Below are 20,137 nucleotides of genomic sequence, written 5' to 3' on the forward strand. Positions count from 1 at the left end.
ATGGCACAGGCACCGCAGCAGGACACCAGGGCCGACCTGGTCACCTGCCCGCACTGCGGCAAGCGCAACCGGCTGCGGGCCGCCGCGGCGGGGCTGGCCCGCTGCGGGAGCTGCCGCGGCATGCTGCCATGGCTGACCGACGCCACCGACGACGACTTCGACGCCGTGGCGGTGCAGTCGTCGCTGCCGGTGCTGCTGGACCTGTGGGCGCCGTGGTGCGGGCCGTGCCGCATGGTCGCGCCGGGCGTGGAGAAGGCGGCGCTGGCGTACGCGGGACGGTTGAAGGTCGTCAAGGTCAATGTGGACGACTCGCCGGAGACGGCGAGGCGTTACCGGGCCCAGTCGATCCCGCTGCTGCTCATGCTCAGCGGCGGCGAGGTGACGGCCCGGCAGCTCGGCGCGATCCCGCCGGACGCGCTGCTGCAGTGGGTGGAGCGCTCGCTGCCGCCGGTGAAGTGACGCCGCCGCGGCCTTGCCTGCGGTGCCTACGCTGCGGCGATGGAGACGCCTGAGCCGACGCGGACGCCGCTGGGCCCATGGACGCGGCAGCAGCACCGGGGAACGGTCCTTTTCTGCTGGGCTCTGCTGGTGGGCGGCTTCGCCCTGCTGTGGCGGTACGCCAGGCACGTCGCCGCCGCGGAGTCCGTGAGCGTCGGCGAGGCCGCCTTCAACTTCGCCCAGTTCCTGGGCGTCGCCTGCCTGGGGCTCCTCGGCCTGCTGACGATCCTGCGGGGCGGCACGTGGTTGCACGGTTCCGTGCTCAGCGTGCGAGGGCCGTTCCGCACCCGGTCCGTGGACCTGGCCGCGGCCACGGTTCGCGGAGAGATCGACGATCCCGCTGACGGACGGGTGACGCTGGTCGCCCACGACGACGCGGCGGGGCGGCGGGTCTCGTTGAATCTGGGCACCGTCGACCGCATCGAATTCACGCCTGAGGAGCTGGACGCCCTCGCCGACGCGATCGACACCGTCCGCAGCGGGCCGCCGGCGGACGAGGAGACCCTCCGGATCGCCGGACGGCTGCGCCTGTTCTACCGCCGCCCGTACCCGGTGGGCCGGTACCTCTGGGCGGACCCGCCCATCCCGCCCCTTCGCAGGTTCACGGAGGTGGACGAGAGCGATCGCCCCGACCACCCTGGACACTTCGACTCCGGTCCGGCTCGCCGATGATGCGGTGTGTCCGGCGGCCGGTGGTGAACACCGGAAGCCGGACACACCGCATTCCGCTGCGACCGGACTCGACGCCGACGCCGACGCCGACGCCGACGATCTAGCGGGACAGCCAGTCGGTGACGATGGCGTCGACCTGGGCGGCGTGCGCGGTCTGCGGAGCCGCCTCGATGCCGGGCTCCTCGGCCAGGGCGTGGCCCATGCCGGGGATCGCGACCAGCGAGGATCCCTCCGGCAGCGCCGCCCACAGCCGCTCGGCCGGGTCGCGGAAGCCGTCCCGGTCGTCCTCGTCGCCGATCACCATCAGCACCGGGCGCTCGATCTCCGCGGCACGGGCCACGAAGTCGAGCCGGTCGGCCACGGCGCGGCTCTCGTCGGTCCACGCGTACGGCATGCCGAACATCCGGGAGTTCGCGTCCACCAGGGCGGACAGCTGCACCGCGGGGCTGACCAGCGCCACCCGGTCGACCTTCACGGCCGTCTCGGTGAGCAGCCGCAGCGCCGTCATCGAACCGATGGAGCCGCCGACCACGCTGAGCGGACCGTGCGCGTCCAGCAGCGAGCGCAGCTCGGCCAGCGCGGGCGGGAACTCCGCCACCGCCTGCCGGGTCAGCGGCTCGAACACGTTCATCACCGCGTCCTCCATGGCGAGCTTCAGCAGCGCCTCCGGGCCGCCGGGCACCATGCGGTCGCCGGTCATCGGCAGGCCCAGGTACACCCGCCAGGCGTTCAGGCCGGACAGGGGCAGGGCGGCGGCCATGGCGGCCTCGCTGCGCGGCGGGTCGAGCAGGTGCCACGCCACGACCAGCGGGGCGGCCGAGGTCGGGTCGGCGGGCGGCAGGGCGACGTACGGCACTCCGGCCGCGGTTCCTCTGAGCGTCATGTGCACCAGTCAAGCCCGCGAGCGGGGTGGAGTCGAACAACCATGCCCATCGACTGGACAACCGTTGGTTGTCGGACCAGGCTGTGCGCTGTGGATCTAGATCTCGCTCAGGTCAGGGCGTTCGTGCGCGCCGCCGACGAGCTGCACTTCGGACGGGCCGCGGCCGCGCTGTACCTCACCCAGCAGGCGCTGTCCAAACGCGTCCGCCGGCTGGAGGAGACGCTGGGCACGACCCTGTTCGTGCGCGGGCGCGGTCCGGTCGAGCTGACCGCGGCCGGGACCAGGTTCCTGCCGCACGGCCGGGAGCTGCTGGCGCTCGGCGCGACCGCGGCCCGGTCGGTGCGCGGCGAGCCGCTGCCGCTGAAGGTCGACGTGTGGGGGCCGGTGCACCGGCCGCTCGCGCTGCTCGGCGAGCTGGTCTCGGCGTACCCGGACCTGCTGCTGGAGCTGAGCATGCGGCGCAGCCTCGGCTCGGCGCTGGACGCCGTGGTCCGCGGCGATCTCGACGTCGCCTGGGGCAGGGCGCACGACCTCGGCCGCCCGTGGCCCGCCGGACTGCGGCGGCGGCTGGTGTGCCTGGAGCCGATCGCGGCCGGGGTGCTCGCCGGGCATCCGCTCGCCGACGCCGTCGCGCTCGGGGCGTCCGAGCTGCGCGAGCACGGGCTGTGGATGCCGTTCGAGGACCGGCCGCCGGAGCTGACCGGGCTGCTGCGCGCGTACGCGGCCGCGCTGGACGTGCCGATCACGGGCACCGCGCTGAACATCGGCGTCGAGCACACGCTCGCCGAGCTACGGCGGCATCCGCACCGGGTCACCCCGCTGGGCGCGTGGTGGCAGCTGCCCGCCGACGTCGTACGGGTGCCGCTGCGGCCGGTGCCGTACCTGCCCTGGTCGGTGGTCTGGCGGGCGGACAACCCGCATCCGCTGCTCCCCCGGCTGCTCAAACTGCTGCCCGGTCCCGGGACGATCCGGTTCGATCCGGACCGCGACTGGCTGCCGGAACCGGACCGCGCCGACCTGCCGCGCGTCATGCCGCGTCCGGGTGAGCAGCGCCGGTTGCCGGTGTCCTGAGCCGACTATACAGATTGACTGTATATACAGATGGTCTATATTGCTGCCATGACGATGCAGGAACCCACGTTCTTCATCCTGACCGCCCTGGTCCGCTCCCCATTGCACGGATACGGCGTCATGCAGGCCGTCGAGCAGCTGTCCAGCGGCCGGATCATCCTCAAGGCCGGCACGCTGTACGCCGCCCTGGACCGGCTCACCTCGGCCGGGCTCATCGCCGTGGACCGGGAGGAGGCCGTGGGTGGGCGGCTGCGCCGCTACTACGTGCTGTCCGACGACGGCCGCGCGGCCCTGGAGTCCGCGGTGGAGCGGATGCGGTCGGACGCCACCGTCGCCGCGACCCGCCTGCGCGAGGCGTACGGCTTCGGCATGGCGGTGCAGCATGCCTGAGCAGGACGAACTGGAGCGCTCGTACCAACGCCTGCTGCGCGCCTACCCGGGCTTCTACCGCCGCGAGCGAGGGCTGGAGATCCTCACCACGCTGCTCGACGCGGCGCGGCCGGGGCAGGTCCGGGCGACGTTCGGCGAGGCGGTCCACCTGATCGCGTCCGGGCTGCGCCTTCGCCTCGTGCCGCCTGGGTGGGCCGGGAAGACGGCGGCGGGCATCGCCACGCTCTGGATGGCCGTCGTGCTCGGCGGGGTGGGCGCCTACCTCGCCTGGGACGACCCCTCAGCACGGCCCGCACTCGACGATCCCCGGATCGCCGCCCTCGGCGACGCGCTCGTCGGGCAGCCAACCAGCCGGGTCAGCATCGACGCGAGCGACCCCCTCGACATGGCCTACAGCTACAAGGCCCATGGCCTGTTCCAGACCCTCGCCGCAGAAGACCTGCCCGAGGTGACACCGGTGCCGGCCGGCCATCTCCGCATTTACGAACATGTCGCGACCGGTGGCGTGTTGACCGCCGCCCAGCGGCGTCTGCAGGAGGAGGGCTGGCAGACCGGCGCCGTCACGCGGCCGGAGGGGTGCGGCTGCGGCGCCCTCTGGGCCGTCCGTGACGGTCTCCTGCTGCGCGTGTCGGACTACCGCCCCGACGGTCGGGAATCCACCGTGCTCGTGGACGTGTACCAGGTCGAGCCGAACGGTGTGCTCGCCGCCGCGCTCGCCGGGTTCGCCGTCGGTCTGGTCGTGCCCTGGCCGGTGACGGCCTGGCTGGCCCACCGCTTCGCGCGGCTCGGGCGCGGCGACCAGGCGCTGGTCCTCCTCTTCGGAGCCGCAGTCCTGTACGCCTGCTTGGCGAACACGGTCGACAACGTGCTGAGCATGGTGCCGGATCCGGACACCGACAGCATGCTGCTCGCCACCGACCTCATGTACCCGCTGGCCAACCAGGTTGCCAATCCGCTCGCCGCGACCGTGATCGCGGTCGGCCTGGCCGGCTGCGTGGGCATCGTCCACTTCACTCCGTGGCAGCGCCGGCGTGCGAACTCCGCGACCGCCGAGAGCACGATCGCGGAGGTCTGAGCCGACGCCGGGGGCTGCGCCGCTCGCCGGGCAGCCCTCCGGCTCGACGGCCAACGCCCGCGATCAGCGGCCCGGAGCGCGCCCGTCAGCGCTCGGTCAGCGCGGCCAGCAGGCGGGCGCGGACGCCGTCCGGGTCGGGGCGGCCGGGGTACCAGGTGCAGGCGATGTCGACGGCCGCGACCCGGCCGGTGTCCAGCACCCGCCGCGCCGCCGCGAGCACCCCGGCCGCCGTCGGGCCACCGGGCACCGGAAAGCGCAGGTCCGGCAGCTCCGCGGCGTCGATCACGTCGAGGTCGAGGTGCAGCAGCAGCGGACCGGGCGGCAGCATCGCCTCGTCGAGATCGTCGACGCCGCAGCGGCGTACCGCGGCGGTGGCCAGGTAGTCGGCCTCCGGCGGGTCGAGGTCCCGGGCGTCCACCAGCAGCGCCCGGTCTTCGGCCAGCGGGCGCAGGCCCAGCCGTGCGGAGATCAGCTCGGGCCGGTAACCGACGATGATCCGCAGCGGCATGCCGCCGACGTAGCCCGACGCGGTCGTCTCCAGTGTCTGCACGTCGCCGTGCGCGTCGAACCAGACGATCGCGGCGTCCACGCCCGCCTGCTGCAAGCCTGCCAGCGTGCCGAGGGACACGGTGCAGTCGCCGGACACCACCGTCGGCGTCTCGCCGGCCTGCACGGCGTGGGCGACCTGCCAGACCACCGACTCGTAGAGGTGGCCGAGCCGGGCCCAGACGTCCCCGTCGGGAAGCTGCTCGGTCACCGTCCTGACCTGGTGGCCGGGCGGCAGGGGAAAGTCCTCATCGGGCAGTCGTTCGTCGAGGTGGTACGGCACAAGGATGATCGTCACGCGGCATACGTTACCGATCTACGTCCCTCGGCGGTTCCACCCGCATGCGGATCTTCGTCGATCGGCGTCGGGATCGACGACAGGGCAACCCAGCCACCTGATACCGACGGTACAAACGCCCTGGGAGTTGCGATCCTCGCCGGCCGCGCGACGAAGGCACTGCGCTGCCGTGCCGTGATGAATTCAGCCGTGCGCCGATCGGGCTTGGTTGACAGGGTTGACGGCTCGGGCTCCCGTGATCACATCTGCTGGCCCGGCGTCGGCGGGAAGCGTTGACGCGCGTGCAGTGGCTCGTGGGAGGCGGCTGGGCGCGGCGCACCACCTGGTCTGCGGCACCGCGTTCGCCCTGCGAATCGGTGACGATCCGACCAAACGCATCGACCAGTACCTACAGGTGCTACTCGACGGCATCCACACCAGGCAGACCTAAGCCGCAGATAGCTACGTACGGCCGCCGCTCCGGCAGTGCGGTCGAGTCGTCGAAATGGCCCGCGCCGACGTCGCGTCGCGTACGGCACCGTCCGTGGTGATGCGCCGGTCCGTTGGCTACGCCACGCGGGCTTGCCGGCGGCGAGTGTCGAGGTCCAGTCGGACAGGCAGGTTCGGCCGGCCCAGGACCTGGCGGGCGTCGGCTAGCGCGCCGTGCTCGATGCGCTCGCACAGTGCCGCGATGTCACCCTGGTCGCCGGTGTCGACGGCGACCGTCATGGTCGGGTTCTCCGGCTTTCCGAGCAGGCGGACCTTGGCCGATGTCACCCCGCGGTACCGCTCGATCTGGTCGCGTACCGCCCCTTCCAGTGCTGTTGCAGCCACGGTGGTGTGCTCGTCGCTCTGCTGGTCGGTGCGCAGTACCAGCGTGCGCAGCCGGTCGCTGGACAGCAGTACGGCGAGCAGCCAGCGCACGGCCAGTAGCAGCAGGATCAGGGCGGCGGCTACGGCAGCGGGCCGCACCCAGGTGTTGGCGGACAGGTAGCGGTTCACGGGATCGCCGACGAGAGGCTGCTCGGTGGCCGACCAGCCCAGGGCGTCGGTGTGGGCGAGCACTCCGGCGGTCCCGGCGCCCAGGAGGAGGAGCCCTGCCACGAGCAGTGCGATGCGGTTGAAGCGGTCGACGTTCATCAGGCCCTCCGTGACAGTTTCACGGCCAGGCGCGGTGGCCGACGCAGGTGCAGCCGCTCGAGCCGCTGGACGATCGCGGTTTTGACGTCGTCGGTCAGGGCCGACCTGTCATCGGTGGCGGGTGCGGCTGCTCGGACGGCGATCCGGGTTCGCCCGACCTTCACCCGCTGCGGGACCACGCCGTCTACCTGCCGGACTGCGTCTGTCACATCCTGGGCCACCGAGCGTCGGCTGACGGCGACGTCGGTGTCCGGATCGGCTCTGTCGACGGCCAGGCGGGTGAGCCCTCCAGGCCACAGCTGCCCGATGACGAGTGCGGCGCCGACGGCGAGCAGCAGCAGGCTGATCGCGAGCGGCTGGCTGTCGCCCCAGGTGGTGCCCTGCGCCCAGCGGGTCGCCGCCGGCCAGTCGACCAGTAGCGGTGCTCTGCCCAGCAGCGCGGCGATGATCTCGATGAGGACCAGTGCCGCGAAGGCGATGAGTGCGAGGCTCACGGCCAGCGCGAGTAGGCGGTTGACGACCCGTCTCATGTTGCCTCCCCCGGTCAGTGCACGCGGGCTCCGGCGTGAGTGTCGTCGACCAGGTCGGCGACGTAGATGTTGACGGTGTGGACGTGCAGGCCGGCCAGGTCTTCGATCCTGGTGCGGACGTGTTCGCGTAGCGCGGAGGTGACCTGCGGCAGCAGGGCGGGCCAGCGCACGCTGACCACCAGGTCGACGTACGCGTTGTCCCCGTCGATCTGTGCGGACGCCTTGGGTCGGCGGCGCAGATCCGCCTTTGTGCCGAGCGTGTCCGCTCCCATGTGGCCGAGCCCGCGGGTGGGGCAGCCGACGTCGGGTAGTTCGCTCGCGGCATGCGAGGCCATCTTCGCGATCACGTCTTCGTTGATGTGGATCGTCCCGCCGAGGCGGGCGGCGCTGTCCGCGGTCGGGGCGGGCACCGGCTTTTCGGTGGGCCGCCCGCTGAGTACCTGGGTCATCGTGGGCTCCGGCGCTGCGGGCTGACGACTTCGCCGAGCCGGGTGAGGTCGAGTTCGCCCGCCAGGACCTTCGCCACCGCCCAGCCGACGAGTCCGAACAGTGCCACCACCAGCATCGGCCCGAATCCGGCGAACACCAGCACTATGCCGAGGAGCAGTCCCACGGCGGTGCCGAACATGGTGTGGTTCATCTTCTGCTCCTTGGCTGTACGCGAATGGGTGCCGGCTCAACCCGCCGGTGGCCGACGTGTCATGTACCGTCTGGGCCTGCCGGATCCGGGCCTGGCAGCGCGGCGCTCAGCGGGCCGGGGCGCGTGGCGATCGCGGTGGGCGTCGCCTGGATTTCGCCCAGCAGCGGATCGCCCTGCACCTTGCCCGCTCGTTGCGAGGCGTGCGCCAGCGGTGCCCGCCCGATCAGGCCGATGGTGCCGGTCCGGTCGGATTCGGCGGTCACCGGCTCAGCCGTGAGCGGCGGGTCGCCGAGACTGGCGATCATCACGTTGACCTCATGTCGGCCGATCAGTGGCACAACGGCAGCCTGAACCGCCGCGGCGATCTCGTACGCCGGGACCCCCCAGGCCACGCGAATGTGGACTTCCACTGCATCGCCGACGATCCGCACTCCCCGCACACGCCGGCCGGGGAGGTAGGTCGCCACCTCCGGGAAGCCGCTTTCGAGATCTTCCACGCCGCGGCAGGCGCGGGCAGCACCTGCCACCGCATCGACGTCGACGCCGTCGATCAGTGACAGGGCCGAACCCGCCGGGGCGTTCATCATTCGACCCGGGCCGGGCTGCGCTCCTCGCCCGTGTCCGGTAGATGCACGTCGTCGACGTTGACGTTGACCTCTACGACTTCGAGCCCGGTCATCCGCTCGATCGACTGCTTGACGTTGCGCTGCACGCTGCGGCCGAGTTCGGCGATGCTGGCCCCGTAGTCCACGACGATGTCGAGATCCACAGCAGCCTGGGTCTCGCCTACCTCCACGCCGACGCCCTGCGCCACGTTGGGTCCGCTGCTACCCGGGATCCGCTCCCGGATCGCCCCGAATGCACGCGCGCTGCCGGTACCCATGGAGTACACACCGGCGATCTCCCGGCAGGCGACGCCGGCGATCTTCTGGACCACTCCCTGGGCAACGCTGATCTTGCCTGCGTCGGTGGACAGCCGGTCATTGTGTGGCTTTTCCTTGTCGCCGGCCGCCATGGTCGGCACTGGTGAACGTTCCACAGTCTGCGTCATGGCCCAACCCCCTAGGTTCTGCGCAAACTAAGCCGTTCCCCAATAAATCTCCGCTAATCGTCGATGGCGAACTTTGTTCACGTAGAAGCCCGGCATTCCCCCTCAGACCGCCACGTAAGTGACGGAAGTCCAGAAACAGCACACGGCGCGCCGGGTCGCACCCGGCTGAGCCTGACGTGGGATGCCGCAGAAACTTTCATGGGCGCGCACACGCGTCCGGCGTCCCGACGATCGACAGTCGGCGCCGTCGGTGCAGCACCACGATGGTCCGGACGTACCGCCGCGCCGTGAACGTCGGATTTCGCGAGCGTTACCGGCTTGCCTGACATTGACGCAATGCGATGATGGGAGCGTTCCCACAACGGTTGAGGAGTACGGCATGTCGGTGGTGGACTCCGCGCCGCGGGAGCGTCGCAAGGTCCCGGCCGCGGTGACCGCAGCAGGTCTGCTGGTCGCCTGGGGAGTTCTGATCGTTGCCGTGCCCTACGTTCCGACCAGCGCGGAAATACGTCCGGTGGTGCTGTTCGTGCACCTGGCGGCGTTGGTTCTCGGCTTCGGCGCAGTGCTGACCGTGGACTGGTTCGGCCTCATGTGGATGCTCGGCCGCCAGGATCTGGTGACTCTCGTGTCGGTGGCGCGAGTCGTGCAGACGCCGATCTGGATCGGGCTGAGTGTGCTGGTGGTCAGCGGGGCACTGCTGTCGCCCGACACCTCGTCGCCGCTGACCGTGGTCAAGCTGATCGCGGTGCTGGCGGTGGCGCTCAACGGCCAGTGGGCCGAACGGGTGCAGGAGCGGCTCGCCGCAACCAGCGGCGCTCAGCCGTCACGCCGGCTGTTGGCCGCCGCGGTCTCGGTGGCGGCCATCTCCCAGGTCGGCTGGTGGACAGCCACTCTCGTGGGCTTCATCAGTGCCCAGCGGTAACGCCCACTCCCCCAATCAGCCCGTACAACATGCGAATGGAGTCACGATGAACTGGAAGAGAGCACAAGTCGCCGTGGTCACCGCGGTCACGACGGTGGTGACGGCGGGAGTCGCCCTGCTCGTGTCCTCCGGGGCGGACGCGCACGGCGCGGTCTCCGACCCGGCCACCCGGGCGTACAGCTGTTATCTGCGATGGAGCGGCGACCACACCAATCCGGCCATGCAGACCCAGGACCCGATGTGTTACCAGGCCTGGCAGGCCGAGCCGGGGGCGATGTGGAACTGGAACGGCCTGTTCCGGGAAGGCGTCGCCGGCAACCACCAGGCGGCGATCCCCGACGGGACACTGTGCAGCGGCGGCCTGACCGCTGCTGGACGCTACGCCGCCATGGACACACCGGGCCGGTGGCACGCGGTCGACAAGGCGAACAACTTCACCCTGAAGCTCAACGACCCCTCTGCCCACGGCGCGGACTACCTGAAGGTGTACATCACCCGGCAGGGCTTCGACCCCACCAGCCAGCAGCTGACCTGGGGCGCGCTGGAACTGGTGACTCAGACCGGCAGGCAGGCGCCGAGCAACACCTACACGGCACAGGTCAACGCCGGCAACCGGACCGGCCGGCACATCGTCTACACCATCTGGCAGGCGAGCCACCTGGACCAGTCGTACTACGGCTGCAGCGATGTGATCTTCGGCGGCGGCTCGGAACCGTCACCGTCCAACTCCGGCCCGGCCAGCCCGAGCCCGTCCAGCCCTGGCCCGTCGCCCAGCGACCCCGCCCCCAGCAGCCCGGCGCCCAGCAGCCCGGCTCCGACCGGATGCACCGCAACGCTGCGCATCATCAGCCAGTGGCAGGCCGGATACCAGGCCGAGGTGCAGGTCACTGGGACCAGCGGCACCCGGGGCTGGTCGGTCGGATTCACCGGCGCTCTCCAGAACGGCTGGAGCGCGAACTTCACCACCTCCGGGAGCGCCGTGACGGCGACCAACGTCGCCTACAACGGCTCCCTCGCACCGAATGGCACGACGACCTTCGGCTTCATCGGGATCGGTGCACAAGCCAGCGGGTTCACCTGCCGCGCAGCCTGACCCCCGGCGCATCCGGTCGCCCGCCGCTTCCCGAGACGGGCGACCGGACGCGTTGGCGAGATCGTGAGCCCGCGGTCGCGCCCCTGGTGCCGGCGTACCGGCCCGGCCTGTCCGCCGTCTCGGTCTCTGGATGGCCGTCGCCGAGCCGGTGGCAATACCGGCGATCCCAGCCGACCCGCACCAGGCCCGCCTAGCCTGGAGCCGAGGAGGCGGTCGCCCGCGGCGACCTGCCGGGACTCGCCGCGTAATGCGGGCCGCATCACGGCCTCGGCGGCATCCGCGTTCCATCGCTGACCCGCCACCGACAGGAGGACACCATGTGCCGATGGCTTGCCTACTCGGGCTCGCCCGTGCTCCTGGATGACCTGCTCTACAAGCCGAAGCATTCGCTGATCGACCAGAGCCTGCACTCGACCCTCGGTGTCGAGACGACCAACGGCGACGGCTTCGGCGTCGGCTGGTACACGGAAGGCGACCCAGGCGTCTTCCACGGGATCGGTCCCGCCTGGAACAACCGCAACCTGCGCAACCTCGCCGCGCACATCCGGGCGCCGATCGTGCTCGCCCACATCAGGGCCTCGACCGGCACGCCGGTTCAGGAGAGCAACTGCCACCCGTTCCAGTACCAGAACTGGCTCTGGATGCACAACGGCTCCATCACCGCCTTTCCCACCGTCAAACGCGACCTCGTCCTGAAGGTCGACCCGCAGCTGTACCCCTTCATCGAGGGGTCCACCGACTCGGAGCTGATGTTCTACCTCGCGCTCACCTTCGGACTGCGCGACGATCCGCCGAGTGCCGTGGCGCGCATGGTCGGATTCGTCGAGAAGACCGGCCGCGAGCACGGGATCGAACACCCGATCCAGATGACGGTCGCCACTTCGGACGGGGACAGGGTGTGGGCGTTTCGCTACTCGTCGATCGGCGACTCCCGCTCGCTGTTCTACAGCACCAACGTCGCCACGCTGCGCCAGCTCCACCCGGACGTCGCCGTGCTGCAGCACGTCTCGGACGAGAGCCGGCTCGTCGTCTCCGAACCGCTCGGCGACCTACCCGGCGCGTGGAACGCGGTGCCGGAGTCGACCTACGGCGTGATCCAGGAGGGCAACGACGTCATTACCGCGTTCCAGCCGCAGTGGCCGTGACCCGGCCGCAGCTGTGGGGGCAGAAGCCGATTGGCGCCCGGTGACATCGACGAACCCGCTCGACTCACGGTAGACGCGACTCTCTGATCGCATGATGGCCGGAGAGTCGCGACCGGCGGCCGGCCCACGACCACCGATCAGATCAGGTTGTACCGGGTGCCCAACGGCTTCGGATTCTGCAGGTCCTTGCTCCGGTACACGCGCGCGGTGCTGAGCAGGTCCGCGGAGCCGGTTTCCCAGAGGGCGGGATCGCCCCAGCCCACAGGCTTCGGGTCTCGCAGCCGGCCCACCAGCGTGCACGACTTGTGCGGGTCGATCCGGTCGACCAGCACCGCCTTGGCGTGCTCGTTCGCCGCGAACTCCACGGTCACCGGCACGGCCTTCCTGCTGTCGGACCGGTGCGGCAGGCCCAGAGCCTTCTGCCATCGCTTGACCGCCGTCGCGGTGGCCGCCGAGTACGCGCCACCCCCGCACAGACCAGCGCACAACAGCAACCTGCCGGCAGATCGGCAATCACCAGGCCCGGCCCGCTCCCGCCGGTCATGGCCGAGCCGTTGTTGCCGCCGGACCGTCCGTCCCCGACACTGTCGACATGCCGCAGCCGCAGAGCAGCTTCCATCCCAGCATGCCGGCGGATCCACCGAACAGTCCGCAGCAGCCGTCCGCCGAACTGCCACTATGGGTGATCGGCTTGCTGGGGCTGGCGCTCGGCGGCGCGACGACGTTCATGAGCTTCATGGTCACCGTCCTGATCCACAGCATGCTGGCGGGAGACACGACGAACGACCTGCTCGACTCCGGCTACTACACCCCAGGCTGGCACGCGACCCTCGCCGTCGTCGCGGTGGCCATCGGCGGGCTGGTCGCGCTGGCGTACGGCGGCCGCCGAGCGGTCTGGATCGCGCTGCTCGGCCCGCTCCTGTTCTGGGCGTTCACATCGACGCTGCGGGTCCTCTACAGCCTGGACTACCGGCAGCACCTGCCGGCATGGACGCTGATCGGCGTCGCGCTGGCGCCGATCAGCTACGCGCTGGCCGCAGTGCTGATCGCACGGCTGCCGCTGAGCGTCAGGCGGGCCACCGCCCTGCGGACCGGGGTCGTCGTGCTGTCCGTCGCCACGATCGCCGCCAGCGCGCCGATGTCCGCCGCGCTGCCCACCCTGCGCAGGGAGCACGACTTCGCACAGATCACGTTCGCGGTCGCCTACCCGGCGGTGGCCGGCTACGAGCCGACGATCGCGCACATGTCCGCCGACCGCCGAACCGTCAGCATCTGGCTGAATCCTGTCGAGGCGGCCGGCGGCGAGCGGGGCCAGATCACGGTCACCGTGACAGCCAACGACGGTCAGGGCCAGTGCGGCCAGCCGTCGGGCTGGCTGCTGCCGAGCCCGGCGCCCGGCGGGCAGCAACCCGATCCGACGTGCCGGAGCGTCGCGCCGGATCGCTGGCAGAGCGGCAGCCCGGACCAGCCGATGGTGTTCGTCGGCTACCGGAACTCGTGGATCACCTTCCAGAGCCCCTCGGAGCCTCCGGTCGCCGCGGGGCGGCTGCTGACCGCGGAGCTTCGCGAACTGACCGCTGCAGACCTGGCGGCCATCGCGTACTGACGCCGTCCTACAGCAGGCCCGCCTCGCGCAGCAGGCCGGCCAGGCCGGCGCCGTCCGGCGCGGACAGCCAGCGCTGATCGGCCGGACCGCAGGCCCGCGGCGCCTCCGACAGCGTCGGCAGCGCGCCGGCCAGCACCGACTGGGTCGGCTACAGCCGCCGGATCGCCACCGCGGCCACGTTGCCCGGGTGGCTCTGGACGCCGCTGTGAAGCCGCTGGGGTTCCGGCCGGGCGGGAGTTCGCGACCAAGCCGCAGTTGGCCCGGCAGATGATCGCCCGCGCGGTCGCGCATGCGGCCAGCCGGAACAGCACAGGCCGGTTGCCCGCGGCCGCGCTGTACCTTCGGCGCGGCTACCGGGATACCGGCCGTCGCCACCTCGATCGCTACCACTACACGGACGACCACGGACCCCGTCGCGAGGTCGCGGACCCTTGCCGGTTCCTGGACACACACGGCTCCGTCAGGCGTACGGCGTCACCGAGCAGACGTTCGAGAACACGCCCTTGTCGTACCATTTCGCTGCCTGCAGCCGGTATTCGTAGGTCTGGCCGGCGGTGAGGTAGAGGTTGGTGAGCGGGTTGTCGGTGAGGAACTTGAGCTGGTAGACCTGTGCGTCCCAGGTGCCGCCGGCGAGGCGGCGCTGGAACCAGTAGCCGGTCGCACCCGGTGACTCGGTCCACTGCAACCGGGCCATGTTCTGCCCCGCCGTGCAGGTGAGCTGGAACGGCAGCACCGGTCCGGTCGTCACGCCGGAGAGGCTGAGCGGGTAGGCGGGGCCGATCCCGAACGCGGCGGAGAACACGTCAGCGACCGCGTCGGCGATCCGGATCTCGCCGTGGGCGTTGGGGTGCGTGCCGTCGTAGCTGTCGTGCGGTGTCACGTTGAAGTCCGGCTGGTATCCGGCTGCTTGCGGGACGTAGGCGATCGGCGACGTCGGGGTCGACGACGCGGCCGCCAGGTCGCTCAGGCGCTGGTTGTACTCGGCGACGCGAGCGGCGTTGTCGGCGTTGCCCGCGGCCCACTTCGTCGGCTGGATCGCCGCCAAAACCAGCCGCACGTTCGGCTTGGCCGCCCTGGCTTTGCCGACCAGGGTCTGCATGTCCGCCGCGACGGCCGCCGGGGTCCGGGTGCTGAACCAGGTCAGATCGTTGAGGCCGAGCATCACCACGACGTAGTCAGGCTGGTAGGCGCTCACCTGCGCGGCGATGGTGTCTTTTGCCCCGGTCGGGTAGCCGGAGAACGTGCCCACGAATCCGCCCCAGCGGGCGAAGTGGTCGCGGTCGAAGGCCGGATCGGCGTAGGCGTCGTTGAAGACGAAGGTGCTGCCCGCCGAGCGGATGTTGTCGAACACCTGGTTGCTCGGCCCGACGAAGTCGACACTGACGTTGTTGGCGGTCAGGTGCTTCGAGAAGCGGTAGCGCCAGGTGTAGTCCCCGGCACTGCCCTGGGTGGTCGACGACCCCACCAGCATGATCTTGGTCGGGGTCAGCGGGTCGGCCACGGCCGGCGTCTGGACGATCAGGGAGCCCAGCATCGCGAGTACAGCGAGAATTCCGGCCGCGGCGGGACGGCGGCGCGCGGAGCCACATACGTGTGGATCAGTCGATGTCACCTTGCTAAAACGATGCGGCACCGCCAAAAGTTGACGCCGTGCCGGCGCATTCTGCCCTGCAGCGCAAATCCGGCGGCCGCCCCGGCGTCGTTGCCGACGCTGTCGGCGGTTCGCCCGTTGCCGGGGCGCTTTCTCGACCTGTGCGTCGAGCAAGCGCCCCGGCAACGGTCAACTCACATGACCGTCAGGTACGTGTCGAACGACGACGCGAGCACCCGCCGCCGCGAGTACGCCTCGGAGTTGACGCCGTTGTACTCCTCGATGATCACGTATGCGCCGTCGATGCCGGCGACCCAGGCCACGTGCCCGTAGTCTCCTCGGCTGTGCTGGGCGATGGAGCCCACCACGGGAGTGGTCCAGACCGCTCCGCCGTGCTTGGGCGCTTCTTCGTCCCAGTTCTTGGCGTGCCAGTAGTTGGTGACGACGAAGCCCGGCGGGTCCGGGTTCGGATAGTGCCGCCACACTCGCGAGGCCACGAACGAGGTGCACTGCTTGCGCCAGAACCCGTACCGGTCGATCGGTGACCAGCCGCCGTTCCACGGGTAGTCGTCGACCGTGCCGAACGCCAGGATGGTGCCGGTCGAGTCAGGGCCGTAGACGCCGAACCGGTCGGCGACCACCCGGTAGGTGTAGCAGCCCGCCGCGCCGCCGACCCGGTGCGAGGTACCCGTGATCATGAACCCGACCCGGTACCACGTCGACGTCTTGCAGACCTGCGCCTCCACGGTGTACCCGGTGGCGTTGGCGACCGTGTTCCAGGACACGTCCACGTCGGACGAGTCGACCCGGGGCACCGCCTTGACCCCGCCGGGCCGGCCCGGCGCGGTGATGGTCAGGGTGACCGCGGCGGTGTTGGAGGCCCCCGACATCCCGGTCAGGTTCTCGGCCTTGAGATGGAACTCGTAGCGCTTGCCCGGGGTCAGCATGCTCATCGTGAACGCGCAGCACGTGCTCAGCGGGTACTGGGCCTTCGTCCAGGCGCTTTGCCCGGCGATGCGGTAGAAGATCCAGTAGTAGACGCTGCCGGTGGAACTGGCCGTCCAGGTCAGCCTCGCCGCCGTGTCACCCTGCGCGCTCACCGACAGCCCGCCCGGCGCCTGCGGCAGCGGCGGCATCGGCCTGGCCCCGGCCGCGACCGACGCCGCCGAATCGCCTGCCAGGTTCGTCGCCCGCAGCCGGAACTCGTAATACGTGCCGTTGCTGAGCAGCCCGGCCGTGAACTGGCAGCACGTGGTGACCGGCAGCGGCAGCCGCTGCCACGTCCCGCCCGCCGGGCGCTGCTCGACCCAGTAGTACACGTTCGGAGTCGGGCTGGCCGTCCACCGCAGCGTGATCTGCCCGTCGCCCACGATCGCGATCAGGCCCGTCGGGGGCTGCGGCAGCGGCGGCAGCGGCCGTGCGCTCGCCACGTTCGAGGCCGCCGAGTCACCGTGCACGTTGTTGGCCCGCACCCGGAACTCGTACGTCGTGCCGTTGGTCAGCAGCGTCGCGGTGAACACGCAGCAGGTGCTGAGCGGGTACTGCAGCCGCTGCCAGGTGCCGCCCGCCACCCGCTGCTCGATCCAGTAGTACACGCTCGCGGTGCCACTGGCCGTCCAGCGCAACGTCACCTGCCCGTCGCCCGCGGTCGCGGTCAGGCCGCTGGGCGCCTGCGGCAGGCCGCCGGTCGCCGTCGCCCGCACCGCCGCCGTCGCCGGGCCCTCACCGCCCTGGTTCTCCGCGGTCACCTTGAACTCGTACACGTGCCCGTGCACCAGCCAGCCCAAGCTGCCCGACGTCCGGTCGGTCGGATACACCGACTTCGTGAACGACCCACCGGCCGTGACATCGCGCGAGTAGATCCAGTACAGGACGTTGCCCGCGGTGGCGTCCCAGTCCAGGTCGATGCTGCCGTCACCGGCGGCCGATGCGCGCAGGTTCGCCGGGGCCGGCGGCTTGGCATAGGTCGCGGTGCCCCGCACCGCGGCCGACGCGGGGCCGTCGCCGGTCTGGTTGGTGCCCGCCACCTTGAACTCGTACACGTGCCCGTGCGCCAGCAACCCGGCCGTGAACGTGCAGCACGTGCCGACGGGCAGCGACAGCTTCGTGAACGCCGTCTCCCCCGCCGTCACGTCGCGCTGGTACACCCAGTAGTACAGGTCGGTGTCCGGCGCGGTCCAGTTCAGCCGCAGCTCGCCGCTGCTCAGCGATGTCACCGTCAGCCCGGTCACCTGACCGGGCAGCGGCCGCAGCGGCTTGGCCGTCACCGTGTTCGACGCCGCCGACTCCCCCGCCTGGTTCGTCGAGGTCACCTTGAACTCGTACACATGCCCGTTGGCCAGGTAACCCGCCGTCATCGTGCAGCAGGTCGAGATCGGGATGGACAGCCGCGTGAACGCGGACTCCCCCGCCGTCACATCCCGCTGGTACACCCAGTACCACGTGTCCGGGCTGCTGCTGGCACCCCAGGTCAGCTGCACCTGGCCGTTGCCCGCCACCGCGGACAGGGTGCCCGGCGCGGCCGGCAGCGGATACGACGAGACGGCCCTGGCCAGGTTCGACGCCGCCGACTCCCCGCCGGAGTTGCTGGCCACGACCTTGAACTCGTACTCGTGGCCGTGGGCGAGGTAACCGGCGGCCAGCTCGCAGCACGGCAGCGGCAGCGGCAGCTGCGTGAACGTCGTCTCACCGGCGGTCACGTCACGCTGGAACACCAGGTAGTACACGTTGCTGGCCGGGCCGGACCAGGTCAGCCGGATCGTGCCGTTGCCCTGTGCGACGGCGGTCAGTCCGGTGGGCGCCGGCGGCAGCGCGTAGCGGGCGGTGGCCCGCACCGCCGCCGACTGCGGCGAGGTGCCCCCGCCGTGGCTGGCCGTGACGGCGAACTCGTACTCGTGGTTGTGTGCCAGCCAGGTGACGCTCAGCGTGGTGTCGCCCGGGTTGGCGTCGTTGACCGCGCTGAACGCCGTCTCACCCGCGGTCACGTCCCGGCGGAGGACGTCGTAGCGCCACGCGTACGGCACCGCCCCCCAGTTCAGCGCGATGGTGCCGTCGCTGCCCGCGACGGCGGTCAGCCCGCTCGGGGCCGGCGGGGCGGCGATGGTCACCGCGACGCTGCGCACCGCCGACGGCGGGCCCTCGCCTGCGGCGTTGCGGGCGGTGACCCGGAACTCGTACGTGTGGCCGGTACGGAACCCGCCCAGCGTCTGGTTCGCGGCCGTCGGCGATGCGACCCGGGCGAAGTGGGTCTGCCCCGCGGTGACATCACGCTGATAGACGATGTAGGCCACGCCGCTGCCGGACACCGCCGGCCAGGTCAGGCTCACCGCGCCCGTCGGGTCGCCGGCCGCGGTCAGGCCCGCCGGCGCGGCCGGCACCGCAGCCGGGTCCGGTGCCGGCACCGGCCAGGTCACGTCCACGAACCGCGGCCGGTAGATCCGCGCGTCGGCATACAGGTCCTCGCTGACCAGGCTGTGCACGTTGTACGACACCAGCAGCTTGCCGTTGGGCGCCAGGTGCGGGTGCACTCGCGCGTCGTACACGATCACGCCCTCCCGCTGGGCCGGCTCCGGCGCGGTGAACAACTCGACCGGGCCGGCGAACGGGCCGGTCGGGCTGCTGGCCGTGTACGCCACCGCGTGCGCGGCGAACGGGGTGTTGCTCTCCATCGTCACCACGACGTACTGCGAGCCGACCTTCTGCACCCCGAACGCGGTGCCGACCCCCGACAGGGGTAGCCGACCCGACGCCGCAGCCGAGGCTGACCAGGCGCTGCCGGTCCAGTACTGCCACGCTCCACTCAGCTCGCCCGCGGGCACCCTGGCCAGGCGGGCGAACCGCATCGCGTCGGCGGCGACGTACTCCGAACCGTAGATGTAGGTGTAACCGCCGTCCTCCAGCAGCGCCGCACCCCACGCGACGGTGTCGCCGAGCGGCAGCTCGGTGACACTGCTGACGGTCAGGCCCGGCAGGGCCATGCTCGCCAGCGCGGTGCCCGTCAGCGCGAAGTCCAGGCCGCCGTCACCGGTCTTGCGATAACGGTTGACCAGCACCTTCATCGTGCCGGCTTCGACCGTGGCGTCGGCGATCCAGTACCACTCGCCGCTGACCGCGGACGGGATCAGTGACTGCGGGGCGGCGGCCGAGCCGCCGTGCACGGTCGAGGTCAGCGCCGCGCCGTCCTGCACCACCAGCGAATTGTTGATCATCGGGCTGGACCGGGGTCGGCTGAAGTCGGCGTTGACCGTGCCGATCATCGTGTCGGAGAACAACCACGCCACCCGCCCGTCGGGCAGCAGCACCGACGCGGTGCTGTCGGCGCCGCTCCACCGGCCGCTGGTGTTGCCGTAGCCGGCGAACAGCTCCGTCAGCTGCGCACCGGTCATGCCGCCCGCGGGCGGCGCCGCGGCAGCCGTCGCAGGTTTCACACCGGGTGCGGTGATGAGTCCGATCAGGATTCCTGCCAGTGCCAGACCGGCGGTGTGGCGCCTTCGGCGCATGAGCCCTCCCCAGGGGTCGTCACCGCGGTCTGGCGGCGCGCCGGACGGCTCGACCGGGACGCGGGCCGGTAAAAGATATCAATACCTCGACTCCCCGGAGGCCCCTCACCCGCTCATGACGAAGTCGTGCTGGGATCGGCGGTCAGCGCGAGAGTCCGGGCTGGCCTCGATCTTCCCGCACCTGAACGCCTGCCCGGAGAACACCCTGGCTGACGCGCAGCGGTGGCCGCTGACCTCGGGGTGCCGGCTTGTGCCATCGACGAACAGACGGCCATCAAGGTCGTCAACGGCTCCATCGAGGTGGTCTCCGAAGGGCGGTGGGCGAAGTTGCGGTGATGCCCTGGGCTCCCGTCCGGATCTGCACCCGACCGCGCTGACGAGGGCTGGCAACCGATCCTCAGCGCTGATACACCAGCGCCGGTTCGTGCTGTACCAGCGCATTCCTGGACGGCTGCCGCTACTGCCGCGGACGGCGGCCCGCGGTGGGCCGGATCGCGCGCCGAGGACT

At 71.0% G+C, this 20,137-nt stretch carries 21 protein-coding genes and 1 pseudogene; 10 read left to right on the plus strand and 12 right to left on the minus strand.

Features of this window, described 5'->3' with window-relative positions; all coding sequences use genetic code 11:
* Both trxA and F6W97_RS10950 read left to right on the plus strand, forming a co-directional pair.
* Positions 1 to 459 carry a thioredoxin gene (trxA, locus tag F6W97_RS10945; RefSeq protein WP_155370138.1) on the plus strand — a complete coding sequence of 153 codons (459 nt, stop codon included), beginning with the start codon at positions 1 to 3 and terminating at the stop codon, positions 457 to 459.
* 39 nt (positions 460 to 498) lie between these two features.
* Entirely contained in the window at positions 499 to 1,170 is a 672-nt protein-coding gene (locus tag F6W97_RS10950) for a hypothetical protein (protein WP_155370139.1), read from the plus strand.
* Positions 1,171 to 1,270: 100 nt separating this feature from the next.
* Here F6W97_RS10950 and F6W97_RS10955 read toward each other — a convergent pair whose 3' ends face one another.
* Entirely contained in the window at positions 1,271 to 2,053 is a 783-nt protein-coding gene (locus F6W97_RS10955) for an alpha/beta hydrolase (protein WP_155370140.1), read from the minus strand.
* Between the two features lie 90 nt (positions 2,054 to 2,143).
* On the opposite strand from F6W97_RS10955, the gene F6W97_RS10960 reads away from it, so the two are divergent.
* Genes F6W97_RS10960 through F6W97_RS10970 form a run of 3 tightly spaced genes read left to right on the plus strand, consistent with a single transcriptional unit; the run spans position 2,144 to position 4,589 of the window.
* Entirely contained in the window at positions 2,144 to 3,124 is a 981-nt protein-coding gene (locus tag F6W97_RS10960) for a LysR family transcriptional regulator (protein ID WP_196279077.1), read from the plus strand.
* Between the two features lie 48 nt (positions 3,125 to 3,172).
* Positions 3,173 to 3,514, plus strand: a complete 342-nt coding sequence (locus F6W97_RS10965) for a PadR family transcriptional regulator (protein ID WP_230686577.1) — start codon at positions 3,173 to 3,175, stop codon at positions 3,512 to 3,514.
* Complete coding sequence (locus F6W97_RS10970; RefSeq protein WP_155370142.1) at positions 3,507 to 4,589, plus strand: hypothetical protein; 1,083 nt, start codon at positions 3,507 to 3,509, stop codon at positions 4,587 to 4,589. Before F6W97_RS10965 ends, F6W97_RS10970 begins: the two co-directional genes overlap by 8 nt.
* A gap of 85 nt (positions 4,590 to 4,674) precedes the next feature.
* Here F6W97_RS10970 and F6W97_RS10975 read toward each other — a convergent pair whose 3' ends face one another.
* On the minus strand, positions 4,675 to 5,433 hold the full coding sequence (locus F6W97_RS10975; RefSeq protein WP_230686578.1) for an arginase family protein: 759 nt from the start codon (positions 5,431 to 5,433) through the stop codon (positions 4,675 to 4,677).
* Positions 5,434 to 5,719: 286 nt separating this feature from the next.
* Between F6W97_RS10975 and F6W97_RS10980 the strand changes: the two genes are divergently transcribed.
* A complete protein-coding gene (locus F6W97_RS10980; protein WP_155370143.1) occupies positions 5,720 to 5,863 on the plus strand; it encodes a hypothetical protein in 144 nt (47 codons plus the stop codon).
* 116 nt (positions 5,864 to 5,979) lie between these two features.
* Here F6W97_RS10980 and amaP read toward each other — a convergent pair whose 3' ends face one another.
* Genes amaP through F6W97_RS11010 form a run of 6 tightly spaced genes read right to left on the minus strand, consistent with a single transcriptional unit; the run spans position 5,980 to position 8,773 of the window.
* Positions 5,980 to 6,552: an alkaline shock response membrane anchor protein AmaP gene (gene amaP / locus F6W97_RS10985; protein ID WP_155370144.1), complete on the minus strand. Its 573-nt coding sequence runs from the start codon at positions 6,550 to 6,552 to the stop codon at positions 5,980 to 5,982.
* Positions 6,552 to 7,082 (minus strand): DUF6286 domain-containing protein, encoded by a 531-nt coding sequence (locus tag F6W97_RS10990; protein ID WP_155370145.1) that lies wholly within the window; start codon positions 7,080 to 7,082, stop codon positions 6,552 to 6,554. Before F6W97_RS10990 ends, amaP begins: the two co-directional genes overlap by 1 nt.
* A gap of 14 nt (positions 7,083 to 7,096) precedes the next feature.
* Positions 7,097 to 7,531, minus strand: coding sequence for an Asp23/Gls24 family envelope stress response protein (locus F6W97_RS10995; protein ID WP_155370146.1), 435 nt, complete (start codon positions 7,529 to 7,531; stop codon positions 7,097 to 7,099).
* A complete protein-coding gene (locus tag F6W97_RS11000; protein ID WP_155370147.1) occupies positions 7,528 to 7,722 on the minus strand; it encodes a DUF2273 domain-containing protein in 195 nt (64 codons plus the stop codon). Before F6W97_RS11000 ends, F6W97_RS10995 begins: the two co-directional genes overlap by 4 nt.
* 59 nt (positions 7,723 to 7,781) lie before the next feature.
* Complete coding sequence (locus F6W97_RS40045; protein ID WP_196279078.1) at positions 7,782 to 8,306, minus strand: hypothetical protein; 525 nt, start codon at positions 8,304 to 8,306, stop codon at positions 7,782 to 7,784.
* Positions 8,306 to 8,773 carry an Asp23/Gls24 family envelope stress response protein gene (locus F6W97_RS11010; RefSeq protein WP_155370148.1) on the minus strand — a complete coding sequence of 156 codons (468 nt, stop codon included), beginning with the start codon at positions 8,771 to 8,773 and terminating at the stop codon, positions 8,306 to 8,308. The genes F6W97_RS40045 and F6W97_RS11010 overlap by 1 nt, the downstream gene beginning before the upstream one ends.
* A 379-nt stretch (positions 8,774 to 9,152) precedes the next feature.
* Here F6W97_RS11010 and F6W97_RS11015 point away from each other — a divergent pair, with 379 nt between their 5' ends.
* From F6W97_RS11015 to F6W97_RS11025, 3 genes are all read left to right on the plus strand, one after another.
* Complete coding sequence (locus tag F6W97_RS11015; protein ID WP_155370149.1) at positions 9,153 to 9,695, plus strand: hypothetical protein; 543 nt, start codon at positions 9,153 to 9,155, stop codon at positions 9,693 to 9,695.
* A 46-nt stretch (positions 9,696 to 9,741) separates the two neighbouring features.
* Positions 9,742 to 10,788, plus strand: a complete 1,047-nt coding sequence (locus F6W97_RS11020; protein WP_155370150.1) for a lytic polysaccharide monooxygenase — start codon at positions 9,742 to 9,744, stop codon at positions 10,786 to 10,788.
* A gap of 317 nt (positions 10,789 to 11,105) precedes the next feature.
* The gene (locus tag F6W97_RS11025; RefSeq protein WP_155370151.1) at positions 11,106 to 11,933 is read left to right on the plus strand and encodes a class II glutamine amidotransferase; all 828 of its coding nucleotides are present in this window, start codon (positions 11,106 to 11,108) and stop codon (positions 11,931 to 11,933) included.
* 137 nt (positions 11,934 to 12,070) lie between these two features.
* Here F6W97_RS11025 and F6W97_RS11030 read toward each other — a convergent pair whose 3' ends face one another.
* Entirely contained in the window at positions 12,071 to 12,421 is a 351-nt protein-coding gene (locus F6W97_RS11030) for a hypothetical protein (RefSeq protein ID WP_155370152.1), read from the minus strand.
* 104 nt (positions 12,422 to 12,525) lie between these two features.
* Between F6W97_RS11030 and F6W97_RS11035 the strand changes: the two genes are divergently transcribed.
* Positions 12,526 to 13,539, plus strand: a complete 1,014-nt coding sequence (locus F6W97_RS11035; RefSeq protein WP_155370153.1) for a hypothetical protein — start codon at positions 12,526 to 12,528, stop codon at positions 13,537 to 13,539.
* Between the two features lie 7 nt (positions 13,540 to 13,546).
* On the opposite strand, the pseudogene F6W97_RS40560 reads toward F6W97_RS11035, so the two are convergent.
* The 3 genes and pseudogenes from F6W97_RS40560 to F6W97_RS11045 form a co-directional block, all read right to left on the minus strand.
* Positions 13,547 to 13,732 (minus strand): annotated as a pseudogene (locus F6W97_RS40560) (ACP synthase); the annotation flags it as partial.
* Between the two features lie 267 nt (positions 13,733 to 13,999).
* On the minus strand, positions 14,000 to 15,073 hold the full coding sequence (locus tag F6W97_RS11040) for a GDSL-type esterase/lipase family protein (protein ID WP_155370154.1): 1,074 nt from the start codon (positions 15,071 to 15,073) through the stop codon (positions 14,000 to 14,002).
* Positions 15,074 to 15,324: 251 nt separating this feature from the next.
* Entirely contained in the window at positions 15,325 to 19,629 is a 4,305-nt protein-coding gene (locus tag F6W97_RS11045) for a fibronectin type III domain-containing protein (RefSeq protein ID WP_155370155.1), read from the minus strand.
* Positions 19,630 to 20,137: the final 508 nt, after the last annotated feature.

Source organism: Catellatospora vulcania (assembly GCF_009720385.1).
Taxonomy (GTDB): Bacteria; Actinomycetota; Actinomycetes; order Mycobacteriales; family Micromonosporaceae; genus Catellatospora; species Catellatospora vulcania.